The 14,525-nt window shown below is 65.1% G+C and carries 18 protein-coding genes and 1 pseudogene; 15 read left to right on the plus strand and 4 right to left on the minus strand.

What is annotated here, in order from left to right; genetic code table 11:
* Nucleotides 1–2 precede the first annotated feature (2 nt).
* From EPN31_RS15295 to hisG, 3 genes are read left to right on the plus strand one after another with little or no spacing between them, the layout of a single operon-like run.
* Complete coding sequence (locus EPN31_RS15295; protein ID WP_291775028.1) at nt 3–254, plus strand: BolA family protein; 252 nt, start codon at nt 3–5, stop codon at nt 252–254.
* Entirely contained in the window at nt 247–1,500 is a 1,254-nt protein-coding gene (gene murA / locus EPN31_RS15300; RefSeq protein ID WP_291775031.1) for a UDP-N-acetylglucosamine 1-carboxyvinyltransferase, read from the plus strand. Before EPN31_RS15295 ends, murA begins: the two co-directional genes overlap by 8 nt.
* A 31-nt stretch (nt 1,501–1,531) precedes the next feature.
* Complete coding sequence (gene hisG, locus EPN31_RS15305) at nt 1,532–2,197, plus strand: ATP phosphoribosyltransferase (RefSeq protein ID WP_291775034.1); 666 nt, start codon at nt 1,532–1,534, stop codon at nt 2,195–2,197.
* 17 nt (nt 2,198–2,214) lie between these two features.
* On the opposite strand, the gene EPN31_RS15310 is transcribed toward hisG, so the two are convergent.
* Nucleotides 2,215–2,628 carry a type II toxin-antitoxin system HicB family antitoxin gene (locus EPN31_RS15310; protein ID WP_291775037.1) on the minus strand — a complete coding sequence of 138 codons (414 nt, stop codon included), beginning with the start codon at nt 2,626–2,628 and terminating at the stop codon, nt 2,215–2,217.
* A gap of 64 nt (nt 2,629–2,692) precedes the next feature.
* Nucleotides 2,693–2,878: a type II toxin-antitoxin system HicA family toxin gene (locus EPN31_RS15315; RefSeq protein WP_291775040.1), complete on the minus strand. Its 186-nt coding sequence runs from the start codon at nt 2,876–2,878 to the stop codon at nt 2,693–2,695.
* Between the two features lie 235 nt (nt 2,879–3,113).
* Here EPN31_RS15315 and hisD point away from each other — a divergent pair, with 235 nt between their 5' ends.
* The 12 genes and pseudogenes from hisD to EPN31_RS15375 all read left to right on the plus strand — a co-directional run bounded on the left by hisD (nt 3,114) and on the right by EPN31_RS15375 (nt 11,737).
* Nucleotides 3,114–4,415 (plus strand): histidinol dehydrogenase, encoded by a 1,302-nt coding sequence (gene hisD / locus EPN31_RS15320; RefSeq protein ID WP_291775043.1) that lies wholly within the window; start codon nt 3,114–3,116, stop codon nt 4,413–4,415.
* A 42-nt stretch (nt 4,416–4,457) separates the two neighbouring features.
* Nucleotides 4,458–5,045, plus strand: a complete 588-nt coding sequence (gene hisB, locus EPN31_RS15325; protein WP_291775046.1) for an imidazoleglycerol-phosphate dehydratase HisB — start codon at nt 4,458–4,460, stop codon at nt 5,043–5,045.
* 27 nt (nt 5,046–5,072) lie between these two features.
* Nucleotides 5,073–5,717: an imidazole glycerol phosphate synthase subunit HisH gene (gene hisH / locus EPN31_RS15330; RefSeq protein ID WP_291775050.1), complete on the plus strand. Its 645-nt coding sequence runs from the start codon at nt 5,073–5,075 to the stop codon at nt 5,715–5,717.
* A gap of 69 nt (nt 5,718–5,786) precedes the next feature.
* A pseudogene (gene hisA / locus EPN31_RS15335) lies at nt 5,787–6,524 on the plus strand (1-(5-phosphoribosyl)-5-[(5-phosphoribosylamino)methylideneamino]imidazole-4-carboxamide isomerase); the annotation flags it as partial.
* Between the two features lie 80 nt (nt 6,525–6,604).
* Nucleotides 6,605–7,432: an imidazole glycerol phosphate synthase subunit HisF gene (hisF, locus tag EPN31_RS15340; protein WP_291775053.1), complete on the plus strand. Its 828-nt coding sequence runs from the start codon at nt 6,605–6,607 to the stop codon at nt 7,430–7,432.
* Complete coding sequence (gene hisI, locus EPN31_RS15345; RefSeq protein WP_291775057.1) at nt 7,429–7,851, plus strand: phosphoribosyl-AMP cyclohydrolase; 423 nt, start codon at nt 7,429–7,431, stop codon at nt 7,849–7,851. Before hisF ends, hisI begins: the two co-directional genes overlap by 4 nt.
* Nucleotides 7,848–8,195: a phosphoribosyl-ATP diphosphatase gene (locus tag EPN31_RS15350; protein WP_291775060.1), complete on the plus strand. Its 348-nt coding sequence runs from the start codon at nt 7,848–7,850 to the stop codon at nt 8,193–8,195. Before hisI ends, EPN31_RS15350 begins: the two co-directional genes overlap by 4 nt.
* 82 nt (nt 8,196–8,277) lie before the next feature.
* Nucleotides 8,278–8,646, plus strand: a complete 369-nt coding sequence (locus EPN31_RS15355) for a histidine triad nucleotide-binding protein (protein ID WP_291775064.1) — start codon at nt 8,278–8,280, stop codon at nt 8,644–8,646.
* Between the two features lie 8 nt (nt 8,647–8,654).
* Nucleotides 8,655–8,900, plus strand: a complete 246-nt coding sequence (tatA, locus tag EPN31_RS15360; protein WP_291775067.1) for a Sec-independent protein translocase subunit TatA — start codon at nt 8,655–8,657, stop codon at nt 8,898–8,900.
* A 20-nt stretch (nt 8,901–8,920) separates the two neighbouring features.
* Nucleotides 8,921–9,472: a Sec-independent protein translocase protein TatB gene (tatB, locus tag EPN31_RS15365; RefSeq protein ID WP_291775070.1), complete on the plus strand. Its 552-nt coding sequence runs from the start codon at nt 8,921–8,923 to the stop codon at nt 9,470–9,472.
* 8 nt (nt 9,473–9,480) lie between these two features.
* Nucleotides 9,481–10,284, plus strand: coding sequence for a twin-arginine translocase subunit TatC (gene tatC, locus EPN31_RS15370; protein ID WP_291775073.1), 804 nt, complete (start codon nt 9,481–9,483; stop codon nt 10,282–10,284).
* Nucleotides 10,285–10,393: 109 nt separating this feature from the next.
* Nucleotides 10,394–11,737, plus strand: a complete 1,344-nt coding sequence (locus tag EPN31_RS15375) for a HipA domain-containing protein (RefSeq protein WP_291775076.1) — start codon at nt 10,394–10,396, stop codon at nt 11,735–11,737.
* Nucleotides 11,738–11,791: 54 nt separating this feature from the next.
* Here the strand turns inward: EPN31_RS15375 and dsbD are convergent, their stop codons facing one another.
* Together dsbD and cutA are read right to left on the minus strand one after the other, a co-directional pair.
* Nucleotides 11,792–13,996: a protein-disulfide reductase DsbD gene (dsbD, locus tag EPN31_RS15380; protein WP_291775079.1), complete on the minus strand. Its 2,205-nt coding sequence runs from the start codon at nt 13,994–13,996 to the stop codon at nt 11,792–11,794.
* Nucleotides 13,980–14,435: a divalent-cation tolerance protein CutA gene (gene cutA / locus EPN31_RS15385; protein ID WP_291775081.1), complete on the minus strand. Its 456-nt coding sequence runs from the start codon at nt 14,433–14,435 to the stop codon at nt 13,980–13,982. The genes dsbD and cutA overlap by 17 nt, the downstream gene beginning before the upstream one ends.
* Nucleotides 14,436–14,525 lie beyond the last annotated feature (90 nt).

The raw sequence follows: 14,525 nt of genomic DNA on the forward strand, positions 1-14,525 counted from the left end.
CCATGCCGACCACACCCGAACACGTCCGCCAATACATCGCCGATCACCTGAATTGCGAGCACCTGGAAGTCCGCGGCGACGGCTCCCACTTCGAAGCCCTGATCGTCAGCCAGGAGTTCGAGGGCAAGCGCACGCTGGCCCGCCACCAGGTGGTCTATCAGGCCCTGGGTGAACGCATGCGCGAGGAAATCCACGCATTGTCCATGCGTACCCTGACCCCCGCCGAATACGCTGCCGACCAGCAGAATGGATAAGCTGCTCATCCGGGGCGGCCGGCCACTGAAGGGCGAAGTCCGAATCTCGGGGGCAAAGAACGCCGCCCTGCCCATTCTGTGCGCCGCCTTGCTCACCGACGAGCCGCTGCAGCTGACCAATGTCCCGGTGCTGCGCGACATCGCCACCACGCTGTCGCTGCTCGCGCGCATGGGCATGCGCACCGAGCGCCACGACGAGGAAAGCGTGACGCTGCAAGCCAACCAGATCCACAGCCAGGAGGCGCCCTACGAACTGGTCAAGACCATGCGCGCCTCCATTCTGGTGCTGGGGCCGCTGCTGGCCCGCTTCGGACACGCCCGCGTGAGCCTTCCGGGCGGCTGCGCCATCGGCCAGCGGCCCGTGGACCAGCACATCAAGGGCCTGGCGGCCATGGGCGCGGACATCCGCATCGAGCACGGCTTCGTGGTCGCCCAGGCCACCCGGCTGAAAGGCGCAAACATCCTCACCGACATGGTCACCGTGACGGGCACGGAAAACCTGCTCATGGCGGCAACGCTGGCCGAAGGCCGCACGGTGCTGGAAAACGCGGCCTGCGAACCAGAAGTCGTGGATCTGGCCAACGTCCTGAGCACCATGGGAGCGCGGATCGAAGGCCAGGGCACGGACCGCATCGTGATCGAAGGCGTGTCCCGGCTGCACGGTGCGCACCACCGTGTGGTGCCCGACCGCATCGAGGCTGGCACCTTCCTGTGCGCCGTGGCGGCTGCGGGCGGCGACATCACGCTGCGCCAGGCCAAGCCCGATACCCTGGGCGCGGTGCTCGACAAGCTGCGCGACACGGGGCTGGAAATCACCACGGGCGAGGACTGGATCCGCGCGCGAATGGCCAGTCGGCCGCACGCCACGGGCTTTCGCACCAGCGAATACCCGGGCTTTCCGACCGACATGCAGGCGCAGCTGATGGCCTTGAACACCCTGTCCGAGGGAACCGCCGTCATCACCGAAAACATCTTTGAAAACCGCTACATGCACGTCCAGGAGCTGTGCCGGATGGGCGCCGACATCGAGATCGATGGCCATACGGCCGTGGTCAAAGGCATCCCGCAACTGCTGGGCGCAACTGTCATGGCCACCGACCTGAGAGCCTCGGCCAGCTTGGTGATCGCCGGGCTGGCTGCGCATGGCCAGACCACAGTGGAACGAATCTACCATCTGGACCGCGGCTACGAGCGCATGGAACGGAAGCTGCAGGCTCTAGGCGCCGACATCCAGCGGATCCAATGATCCGGATCTCTCTACTAGCAGGTGAAACTCCATGGCGATTGCACCCCTCACCCTTGCGCTATCCAAGGGCCGCATCTTCGACGAGACCCTGCCGTTGCTGGCGGCGGCCGGCATCGGCGTGCCCGAAAACCCGGAATCTTCGCGCAAGCTGATCCTGCCGACCGACTCGGGTGACCTGCGGATCATCATCGTGCGCGCCTCCGACGTGCCCACCTATGTGCAATACGGTGCGGCGGACTTTGGCATCGCCGGCAAGGACGTGCTCTACGAGCATGAAGCACAGCACCCGGGCGGCCTGTACCAGCCCATCGACCTGAACATCGCACGTTGCCGGCTGTGCGTGGCGGCACCCGAGGGCTTCGACTACCAGGGTGCGGTGCACCAGGGTTCCCGCCTGCGCATCGCCACCAAATACACCCGGGCGGCCCGCGAGCACTTTGCCGCCAAGGGCGTGCACGTGGACCTGATCAAGCTGTACGGCTCCATGGAGCTGGCGCCGCTCGTGGGCCTGGCCGATGCCATCGTGGATCTGATCTCGTCGGGCGGCACCATCCGCGCCAATCATCTGGTGGAAGTCGAGGAAATTCGCCAGATTTCCTCGCGCCTGATCGTGAACCAGGCGGCCCTGAAGATGCAGGGCGCACGCCTGCAGCCCATCCTGGACGCGTTCGAACGGGCCTCCGCACAGATGGCGTAGGCCTCAGGTACCCGGCATCAGGCCAGAGCAACCTCCAGGTGCCGCCCAAGCGCGGACAAAGCCGCTTCGACTGATTCGATCCTGGACGAGTGCCCGAGGTCGAGCAAGCGATCGACCTGGGGCGGATGGACCCCCAACAAGCGAGCCAGATCCGCCTTGCGGACCCCCTGGCGGACCATCTCGTCTGCGAGCAGCAACTTTGCAGTCACGGCCGTACTCAGGGCCACAGCCGGTCCGGTTAAGCACGAAGCGACAGGCAGAGGCCGCCGGGCGTCAACGTACATTTGCAGTGCAGCCTCCAGTCCGTCGACGGCCTGCACCGGCACCTCAGCTTCCGTCTCAGCAACTGCGGCAGCCTCCGGTACCTCGGGGAACCGGATCAGCAGGGTGCCATTGTCGTCCGGCACCAGGGTGTAATGGTAGATCAACATGCGAAGCTCCTTTTTTCCGGAAGGCTCAAGCGGGCAGATCGCGAGCCCCCAAGTCTATCCTTTTTCATTTCAGGCCCAAGTCCTTCTTGATCTTGTCGACCAGCCCGGAGCCCATTTCTTTGCTGCCATGATCCGGAAAAATCGTCATCCGATCACCGAGTGTCGCTTTGTAGTGGCTGCTGCCAGACTTGTGTGGAACCAGCTTTACTCCCCTTCTCAGCAACCACCGTTTAAATTCGCTGTATTTCATCGCCCCCTCTGTGCGGCTCTGATGAGATACCTGTAATCTTACCTGTTGTTTTTGACAACACATGGGATACATTTATCACATTCACCATGAAAGTGGCAAGGCCGTCCGCGTCGAAGGCGGCCAGGCGGCTGCCAAGGGGACTATCGATCTGCCACGGGCCGGCGCCTCTGCGCCAAGCGCCATACGCTAGAATGTCCATACGGTCACAATTTCAATTCGATTTCCCAAGCTAGCCATGCCTCTCATCAATCGCCTGGACGCCCGCGCCGCGGACTTCGACGCGGCCCTGGCCCGCCTGCTGGCCTACGACGCATCCCAGGACGAAGCCATCGAAACCACGGTGCGCGACATCCTCGAAGACGTGCGCACGCGCGGCGATGCAGCCGTGCTGGACTACACGCGGCGCTTCGATCACGTCGCAGCCGACTCCGTCGCCGCACTCGAAATCCCGCGCACTGAACTTCAGGCGGCGCTGGGCGGCCTGCCCGCCGACCAGCGCCACGCGCTGGAAGCCGCCGCTGACCGTGTGCGCCGCTACCACGAACACCAGATCGCGCAAACCTGGACCTATACCGAACCCGACGGCACGATGCTGGGCCAACAGATCACGCCGCTGGACCGGGCAGGCCTGTACGTCCCGGGCGGCAAGGCCGCCTACCCGTCGTCCGTTCTGATGAACGCCATCCCGGCCAAGGTCGCGGGGGTGCGGGAACTCATCATGGTCACGCCCACGCCTGGCGGCACGCGCAACCCGCTGGTACTGGCGGCAGCGATGCTGGGCGGCGTGGACCGGGTCTTCGCCCTGGGCGGCGCACAGGCAGTCGGCGCGCTGGCTTACGGCACGCAGACGCTGCCCGCCGTGGACAAGATCACCGGCCCGGGCAACGCCTACGTGGCGGCTGCAAAGCGGCGCGTCTTCGGTACGGTCGGCATCGACATGATCGCGGGCCCGTCCGAAATCCTGGTGCTCGCCGATGGCAGCACGCCCGCCGAATGGCTGGCGATCGACCTGTTTTCCCAGGCAGAGCACGACGAGCTTGCCCAGGCCATCCTGCTGTGTCCGGATGCCGCTTATCTGGACGCCGTGGAGGCGGCCATGGCGGACGCGTTACCGCGCCAGCCGCGCGTGGACATCCTGCGTACCAGCCTCTCCCGGCGCGGCGCGCTGATCCACGTACGGGATCTGGACCATGCCTGCGAGATCGTCAACCGGATCGCCCCGGAACACCTGGAGCTGTCCGTGCGCGACCCGCAGGCGCTGCTCCCCAACATTCGCCATGCTGGCGCGATTTTTCTGGGTGCCTACAGCTCTGAACCGCTGGGGGACTACTGCGCGGGGCCCAATCACGTGCTGCCCACGGCGCGCACGGCGCGCTTTTCATCGCCGCTGGGGGTGTACGATTTCCAGAAACGCAGCAGCCTGATCCAGGTCTCGCAAACCGGCTCGCAGACCCTGGGCCGAATCGCCGATACCCTGGCCCGGGGCGAAGGCCTGTATGCTCATGCCCAGAGCGCCCGCCTGCGGCTGGCCGACTGATGGAACTGATGGAACCGACAGAACTGACGGACGAAACCTTTCATGCGCACCGCCACGATTGAACGCAATACCCAGGAAACTCGCATCCGCGTATCCATCGATCTGGATGGGACAGGACAACGCACGCTGGACACCGGCGTGCCGTTCCTGGACCACATGCTGGACCAGATCGCACGCCACGGCCTGTTCGATCTGGACATCCGCTGCCAGGGCGATACCCACATCGACGACCACCACAGCGTCGAGGACGTGGGCATCACGCTGGGCCAGGCCTTCGCCCAGGCCGCCGGCAACAAGGCGGGACTGCGCCGCTACGGCCATGCCTATGTGCCGCTGGACGAAGCGCTCTCGCGCGTGGTCGTGGACCTGTCCGGGCGCCCGGGCCTGTTCTACCATGTGGATTACACCCGCGCGCGTATCGGCAGCTTCGACGTGGACCTGGCGCGGGAATTCTTCCAGGGATTCGTGAACCACGCCCAAGCCACGGTGCACATCGACAACCTGCGCGGCGAAAACGCCCACCACCAGTGCGAGACGATCTTCAAGGCCTTCGGCCGCGCGCTGCGCATGGCCACCGAAGTCGACCCGCGCGCCGGCGGCGCCATCCCTTCGACCAAAGGCGCGCTATAAGCCCCCTACCGACCCAGGACCCGCATCGTGACACGCATCGCCATCGTTGACTACGGCATGGGCAACTTCCACTCCGTGGCACGGGCGTTGCAGGCCGCTGCCCCGGACCAGGACATCATCCTGGCTCGCCACGCGTCCGAAATCACCTCGGCCGACCGCATCGTCTTCCCCGGCCAGGGCGCCATGCCGGACTGCATGCGCACGCTCCAGTCGTCTGGCCTGCACGATGCTGTGCTCAATGCGGCGCGCAACAAGCCGCTGCTGGGCGTCTGCGTGGGCGAACAGATGCTGTTCGAAGGCAGCGACGAGGGCGATACGCCCGGCCTGGGGCTGTTTGCCGGCCGGGTGCAACGATTCGCCGGTCCGGCCTTCCAGGCCACTCCCGGCGGCGCCATGGCGCTGAAGGTGCCGCACATGGGCTGGAACGCCGTGCGGCAGACGCGCAGCCATCCGCTGTGGGGGGGCGTGGCGCAGGATACGCCGTTTTACTTCGTGCACAGCTATTACGCGGTTCCCCTGAACGAAGCCACCATCGCCGGAACCGCGCTCTATGGACAGGATTTCTGCTGCGCGATTGCCGCCAACAATATTTTTGCCGTACAGTTTCACCCAGAAAAGAGCGCTGCACCCGGCCTGCAGATGTACCGTAACTTCGTGCACTGGCAGCCTTAGTGCCCGGCCCGCGGCCAGGCATCGACCCCGAGTCTGAACCCCCATTTTCCTGCACCGAATCCGACGATCATGCTTCTGATCCCCGCCATCGACCTCAAAGACGGGCACTGTGTCCGCCTGCGCCAGGGCGACCTGAACGACGCCACCCTCTTTTCCGAAGACCCGGCCTCCATGGCCACCCAATGGGTGACCCAGGGAGCCAGACGCCTGCACCTGGTGGACCTGAACGGTGCCGTCGCAGGCAAGCCACGCAACCGCGCCGCCATCGAGGCCATCATCGCCGCTACGGACGAGGACTTCCCCATTCAGATCGGCGGCGGCATCCGCGACCTGGACACGGTGGAATACTACCTGGACAACGGGGTGTCCTACGTCATCATCGGTACGGCCGCGGTCAAGGACCCAGGGTTCCTGAGCGACGCCTGCTCGGCATTTCCCGGCCACATCATCGTGGGGCTGGACGCGCGTGACGGCAAGATCGCCACGGATGGCTGGTCCAAGCTGACCCGCCACGACGTTCTGGATCTGGCGCGCAAGTTCGAAGACTACGGCTGCGAGTCCATCATCTACACCGACATCGGGCGTGACGGCATGCTCTCGGGCGTCAATATCGAAGCCACGGTACGGCTCGCGCAGCACGTCCGTGTCCCGGTGATCGCCTCCGGGGGCGTGGCTTCCCTAGACGACATCCGCGCACTGTGCGCCGTACAGGGCGAAGGCATCGACGGCGCGATTCTGGGCCGCAGCCTGTACGAGGGCACACTGGACTTCGCCAGCGCCCAGGCACTGGCCGACGAACTGGACGAATCCAGGGCGGAATCCGATGATGAGCCGGAAGGCGAGACCGGAAACGGATCGGTGGACGACGCCCCAAAAGGCCCTGCCGCATGACCGTTGCAGCACCTTCCGCGGGTCCCCGTTCGGGCTTGTGCTGCCGCATCATCCCCTGTCTGGACGTGAACGCCGGCCGGGTAGTGAAGGGCGTGAATTTCGTCAACCTGACCGATGCCGGCGACCCGGTCGAGATCGCCCGCCGCTACGACGAGCAGGGCGCCGACGAACTGACCTTCCTGGACATCACCGCAACATCGGACGACCGCGGACTGATCCTGCCCATCATCGAGGCCGTTGCGCGCCAGGTCTTCATTCCGCTAACGGTGGGCGGCGGCGTGCGCCAAGTGTCCGACATCCAGCGGTTGCTGGACGCGGGTGCTGACAAGGTCTCCATCAACAGTGCCGCAGTGGCCCGCCCCGAGCTGGTGGTGGAAGCCGCGCGTCACCACGGCTCGCAGTGCATCGTGGTGGCGCTGGACGCACGGCGGGTCTCCGCCAGCGGCGAGCCGCCGCGCTGGGAGATCTTCACCCATGGCGGGCGCAAGCCCACCGGCCTGGATGCGGTGCAATGGGCGCGGCGCATGACGGACGCCGGCGCAGGCGAGCTGCTGCTCACAAGCATGGACCGGGACGGAACCAAGTCCGGTTTCGACCTCGAGCTGACGCGCGCGGTATCGGATGCCGTCCCCATTCCTGTCATCGCCTCGGGCGGCGTAGGCACGCTCCAGCATTTGGCCGACGGCGTGACCCAGGGCCACGCCAGCGCCGTGCTCGCCGCCAGCATTTTCCACTTCGGGCAGTACACACTGGCACAGGCCAAGGCCCACCTGGCCGCCCAAGGCATCCCCGTGCGGAACGTACCGGAACCCGCTGCACCATGAATCCTTCCTCCCTCTCATTGCCACCGGACTGGCTGGTAGAGCTCCACTTCGACACGCAGGGTCTCATTCCCGCCATCGCCCAGGACGCCCACACGGACAAGATCCTGATGATGGCCTGGATGAATGCCGAATCCGTACAGGAAACCGTGCGCACGGGTCAGGCCGTGTATTTCTCGCGTTCACGCGGGCGCCTGTGGCGCAAGGGCGAGGAATCCGGCCACACCCAGACCGTTCAGGAAATCCGTCTGGACTGCGACGGCGACGTGCTGCTGCTGAAAGTCACCCAGGCGGGGGGCATCGCGTGCCACACTGGACGCGAGAGCTGCTTCTTCCGCCGGCTGGACGGTGTGCCGTCGACTCCCGTCTGGACAGTGACGGACCCGGTGCTGAAAGACCCACACGATATCTACACCTCATGACCGTTCCCGATACCTCTACCGATCTGCTCGCCCGCCTGGCGGACACCCTGGCCACGCGCCGCCCCGATCGCGGGGGCGACCCAAAGACATCCTATACGGCTCAGCTCCTGTCTCGCGGGCCGGACGCCTTTCTGAAAAAGATCGGCGAGGAAGCCACCGAGCTGGTCATGGCCGCCAAGGACGGCAAGCCTGACCGCATCGTGGCCGAAACTGCCGACCTCTGGTTCCACTGCCTGGTGGCGCTCACGCACTTCAACCTGCGGCCCGAAGACGTGCTGGCCGAACTGGCGCGCCGGGAAGGTTTGTCTGGCCTGGAAGAAAAGGCCTCACGCAAGCAGCCCTGAGAACGGATCCACCCAGCAGCCACGCAAAATGTGGCAAGATACGAGTTTGACGGGTCGATGTCCGGCCCACCTTCCGAACCTCATGAGCCACGATTGCCTGTTCTGTAAGATCGCCCGGCACGAGATCCCGGCCAAGGTCGTGCACGAGGACGACGAGTTCATCGCCTTTCACGACATCAACCCGGCCGCCCCCGTGCATCTGCTGCTGATCCCGAAGCGCCACATCGCTTCGCTGGCCGATATCGCGCCGCAAGACGGTGAATGGCTCGCGCGCATGCTGCGGCTCGTCCCCAGACTGGCGTTCGAAAACGGCGCCAACCCGCTACCAGAAGGCGGCTTTCGCCTCGTGGCCAACGCCGGCATCGAAGGCGGACAGGAAGTCGATCACTTGCATTTTCATATTCTGGGCGGCGCGCGCCCCTGGAACAAACGTGCGGCCCCGGCTGCCTAGGAGATCCCATGGGAAGTTTCAGCATTTGGCACTGGCTGATCGTACTGGTCATCGTTGCACTGATTTTTGGCACCAAGAAACTGCGCAACATCGGCGAAGATCTGGGTGGTGCCGTAAAGGGCTTCAAGAAAGGCATGAAGGATGCCCAGACCGAAGGCCAGAACGAAGCCACGCCTGCCGCACCCACCGTGACACAAAAGGTCCAGGACAACAACACCGTTGACGTCCAGGCACGCGAAAAAACTGACGCCTGAACGGCTGGACCGGAAGCTCCATGTTCAACATGAGTTTCAGCGAGCTGATGGTGATCGGCGTCATCGCGCTCATCGTCATCGGCCCCGAACGCCTGCCCAAGGTCGCCCGTACAGTCGGACACCTGCTGGGCCGCGCTCAACGCTATGTGAATGACGTCAAGTCCGACATCCAGAAGGAAATGGACCTGAAGGACATCGGTGACATCAAGAACCAGATGGAAGACGCCGCGCGCTCGGTACAGACGTCACTGACCGCATCAGCCGAGGAATTCAAATCGGCCGTGGAAGCCCCGGCGCAAGCGCTTAAGGGCGATCTGGAAGAAGCGCGCCAGGCACTGGACGTCAAGTCGCTGACCGAGCCGGTGACGAATCCGGCGAGCACGCCGGCACTGGCCGCCACAGCACCGGCTCCGACACCGGCAGCTGCGACTGCGGGAGCACCAACGGTCGCAGCGACGACAGAACTGACGGCTGAGACAAAACCGACAGTCGCAGTGGCACCTGCGCCCGCTGCACCTGATGCGCCGGCACCCGCCGCTGCCGCCCCGACATCCACCGAATCCAGCCACTGAATGCCGGCATGACAGACGCATCTGAAGATACCCAGGATTCCTTCCTCTCGCACCTGATCGAGCTGCGTTCGCGTCTGATGAAAGCCGTGATCTCCGTGCTGGTGATCACGATCATCCTGTTCATCTTTCCTGGGTCCGACCGGATCTATGACCTGCTGGCCCGCCCCATGCTGGCGGCGCTGCCGCAGGGCTCGCACATGGTGGCGATCGGCATCACCACCACCTTCATCGTGCCGCTGAAGGTCACGCTGCTGGTGGCCTTCGTGATCTCGCTGCCCTTCGTGCTCTACCAGGTGTGGGCGTTCGTCGCGCCCGGCCTGTACCGCAACGAGCAGCGCCTGGCGCTGCCGCTCATCATCTCCAGCACCATCCTGTTCCTGCTGGGGATGGCGTTCTGCTACTTCGTCGTGTTCCGCACGGTGTTCCGGTTCTTCGCCAGCATCGCGCCGTCTTCCATCGAGATGATGCCGGACATCGAGCACTACGTGAACTTCGTCATGACGCTGTTCCTGGCATTTGGCGTGGCTTTCGAAGTCCCGATTGCCGTGGTCCTGCTGGTCAAGACGGGCATGGTCACCGTCAAGAAATTGCGCGAGGTGCGCGGCTACGTGATCGTGGGCGCATTCGTGCTGGCGGCCGTCATCACGCCGCCCGACGTGCTCAGCCAGACCATGCTGGCCGGGCCGCTGTGCCTGCTCTATGAGATCGGCATCCTGGCCGGCGCCATAATCGAAAAGCGCAAGGCCGCAGAGGAACAGGACGAGGCCGACACGGCCCGTGAGGTCACGAAGACCGACGATACGGAAGACTGAGCGGGCATCGTCCCCAGGCCCGCAGAAGCGGCATCCGGCCCCGTGGACTTGTGTGACCGTTCGAATTGGGAAGATAATTGAACTTACCCCTATATCTACCCATATATCCATGCAAAACCGGACTGCCGATGAACGCAGACTGCTGGAGTTTCTGACGCGCCAGGGGCTGGCGTCGTCCAATCAGATTCAATCTTTCCTTGGAAAAAGCCAGTCGGCGGTTTCCCGGCTACTGGCTGTGCTGGATCAGGAAGTCACCCGGATCGGTCGAGCGAGATCTACCCGCTATTCGATTCCCCGGAAAATTCACGGCCTGAACCACGAGCAGTCACTGTACTGGACGGATTCCCGGGGTACCGCCCGACAGATCGGCACGCTGATGTTTCTGACCGGCGACCTGATCCACGTTCAGGCGGGCGCGTTCGAGACGACCACCCAGGGGCTGCCCTGGTATCTGTCGTCCTGGAAGCTGGAAGGATTCCTCGGGCGACTCCAGGCACAGCGTCTCGCGACCCAGGGTCTGGACGGCAATCCCGATCACTGGAACACGGAAGACGTGCTGTATTCCGCACTCCAGATCGGCAATCACACCGGCGCCCTGGAGATCGGCGAGCTGTCCGCAACGGAACCGCCACCAGTCCTGCCGCCAGACGCCGCCATGATGGATCAGACGCTGGACGAAATCGCGGAGGATGTGTCGCGAACCCTGCCGGCGGGTTCCTCGGCGGGCGGTGAACAGCCGAAATTCCTGGCGCTGCTGACGGCCGAACCGGCGCCCAGCGACCCCAGCCAGGCCAGACCAGCGCTGATCAAGTTCTCACCCCCGCTGGGGACACCTTTCGGCGACCGCTGGCACGACTTGCTCCAGGCGGAGTCGCTGGCCGGCCAAGTGCTGAGCGACCATGGCATCGCAAGCGCTCGCAGTCGCTTCCAGTCTACTGGGCATCGCGCTTACCTGATCAGCGAGCGCTTCGATCGGGTCGGCGCGAGGGGCCGGCGTCACGTCATCGCCATTGGTTCCGTCCATCGAGGGTTGCTGGAAGAACGCTACACCCACTGGGGCGACACCGCCCGGGCGCTGGCCCGCATCGGCCGTCTGCGGTACGAAGACATGCAACGAACACAATCGGTGTTCCATTTTGGACGGCTGATCGGCAACGCCGACATGCACGGCGGCAACCTGTCTTTCTTTGTGGAGCCCGACGAAATCACGAGCGGGCCGCTGGAGCCGGCTCCGATCTATGACATGCTGCCGATGATCTGGAAACCCAACCCGGCGCTTGGGCTCGAAACCCGCTATTCACCCTTCGCGCCCGATGAACGCGCCCTGGGCAGCACCGCCCGGCCCATGGCGCTGGACTTCTGGGACAGACTCGGACAGAGCCAGGCAGTCAGCCAGCCCATGCGTGAAACCGCGCGGTCCATGGCGGACCGCTGCCGCCCGTCCGCCACTTGAACAGCCCTTCGCCCCGCTGCGCGACCACCAGACCAAACTGCGGGGGCACATCGATCAACCCGATGTGCGCGCCAGCACACGGTCCTGGATGCGCCCGAAGGCATCGGCCTTCAGGAACCCCACCACGCGCGCTACAGAGGCCACTTGACCGTGGGCATCGAAGAACAGGATGCCGGGGGGCCCAAACAGGTTGAACTGCTTGAGCAATGCCCGATCTTCAGGCGTCATGCGGGTGACATCGGCCTGCAGCAGCAGCATGCGACCCATGCGGGCCGCTACCTGGGGGTCGCTGAAGGTGAATCTCTCCATCTCGATGCAGGACACACACCAGTCCGCGTAAAAATCCAGCATCACAGGCCGGTCAGCGGCGGCGATCCGCGCGCGCAGATCGCCCAGGGAAGTCACCCGTGTGAAGCGGGCCCGGATGGTCGTCGGGTCAGCAGAGGCGCCCGCCACCGGCAGGCCGGCCGGCCCGCCAGCGCCACGGGCAGCGAAAGGCGCCAGAGGCCTGAACATATCACGTCCGCCAGCCAGCAGCCCGGCGCCCTGCGCCAGCCCCCAGGCCAACAGAGTCAGTGCCAAGGCACGCAATAGCAGCCGCAGCGGTGCGGCCGTCTCCATCGCAGTGCCTGCGGAAGACGAGGCAGAGAGGCCCCCCGCGGCCGCCCCGGCCGCGCTCCACAGCAATAGCGCCGTCCAGAATGCCAGCAGCACCCAGCCAGCCGCGTACCAAGCCTCGCCCAACAAGGGACGTGCCATCCACCAGGCCGTCGCCAGCAACAGCAGTCCGAAGCCCGTCTTCAGCGTCTCCATCCAGGCTCCGGCACGCGGCAGCAGAGCACCCGAGCCAGCACCGACCGCCAGCAGGATCAAACCTTCGCCCCAAGCCATGGCGAAGAGCGCGCTGCCCCCCACCACGACGTCGCCAGTCTGCGAAATGAACAGCAGCACGCCCGCCAGCGGCGCCACGACGCAAGGCCCCACGATGAGCGCCGACAGCATGCCCATGACGAATACCCCGCCCGCCCGGCCGCCCGGCAGACGCTGCAAGCGCATCTGTATCGCGGACTGCAGCCCCACCGGGACCTGCAGGTTGAACACCCCCAGCATGGCCAGCGCAAAGAGCGCGAGCAGCACGGCAAACGCGCCAATCACCCAAGGCGACTGCAGCCAGGCGGCCAGGCCCGCACCCAGCAATCCCGCCGCCACGCCCAGGGCGGTGTAGACCAGCGACAGGCCCAGTACATACGCCGCCGCCAAGCCCAGCCCGCGCGCACGGCTCGTCGGGCCGGACCGGCCTCCCGAGACGACAGCCAGCAGGATGGGAATCATGGGCAACACACAGGGCGTGAGGGACAGCAACATCCCGAACACCAGGCTGAGTCCCAGAATCTGCCACAACGGCGCCTGATGCAGCCAGGCTGCCATACCGGTGTCACCCAGATCCAGCCAGCTGGTGCCTGAACCAGCCGGGCCGGTGGAGGAAACTGCTTTCGGGGCGAGGGCTGCACCCGCTGATGCGGAGGTCGCCTGCCCGGACCCGGCAGCGGAGGCAACCCCGCCAATCAGATTCAGGCGCCCGGAGCCTGCCCCCGCTGATCTGGGAGCCGATTCTGCCGCCTCGTCCACGGGTCCGGGCACGCTGGCACGGACCTGCGGCCCCTGCGCTCGATATCCCCCCGCAGCGGCCACGAGCTGCAAGGTCTGCGTCATGGGCGGATAGCACAACCCCTGATCGGCACAGCCTTGGCCCGTCACGGTCACCCGCAACGGAGCTGCCGCCCCCGCGCGCAGCGGGATGCGCAGCGTGACTCCCCCGTGGTAGACCTCCATGTCTTTTTGAAACGTGGGGTCGTATTTCACCCTACCGTGCGGGAACATGACCGGCATACCCCACTGCGCGCCCGCGGGGCGCAGATCGGGTGGCGTCAGCGTCGACGGGCGGTACAGCAGCAGGTGATTCTGGGCATCCTCTACCCGTATCTCGAATCGTTCCTGGTACATGTAATAGCCAGGCGCCACGGCGTAGTGGACGTCCAGCGTCTGCGGATCAGGCATGGCAGCCGTGGTAACGAACGCCACCGCCGGATCCAGAAACTGATCATCTGCGGCCACGGCCCCCGACCACCCACCCAGCAGCATGAGCAGTGACGCAGCCAGAACCGCCAGCCAGCGACCTGAAGTGCAGAGCACGGCCGTCAGGGCCATCCGGCCGGAGTCAGATCGGCGCAACGTCACGGAATCATTCTTCAGCATCATGCTTCGGGGAACACACAGAATCCGGCAACTGTCCGCCGGATGAGCCCCCGGCACCGCGCACGGCTGCGCGCGTCGCCTGGGCCGTCCAGTCCAGATAATCGCAGCTTCCCGCAGCGACCGGCAGAACCAGAAATTCAGGGACCTGATAGGGATGCAGTTGGCGCAGGCGGGCATGGAGCGCCGGTAAGGCATCCGTCGTGGTCTTCAACGTCATGGGGAATTCATCTCCGCCTTCCAGCCTGCCTTCCCACAGATACATGGCGGTGACGGCCGCCCCCACCTGGGCGCACGCGACCAGGGACTCTTCCACCAGGCAGTGGACGATGTGCTTGGCAAGCAGCGCATCAGGAGCCGTGGTGAGCACCAGCACGGCATCGGTGGGTGCGCCATTCTGGCTGCGCACGGCCACCGGGGCGACGCCAGGAGTCTGAGCTTGCATGATTTTCCAACTAAAGACAGCCCGGTCATTGTACTTGTGGCACGCCCGACGCGTGGGGCCTCAAAAAAAAGGGGCCTCACGGCCCCTTGT

Source organism: Castellaniella sp. (assembly GCF_004321985.1).
In the GTDB taxonomy this organism is placed as follows: Bacteria; Pseudomonadota; Gammaproteobacteria; order Burkholderiales; family Burkholderiaceae_B; genus Castellaniella.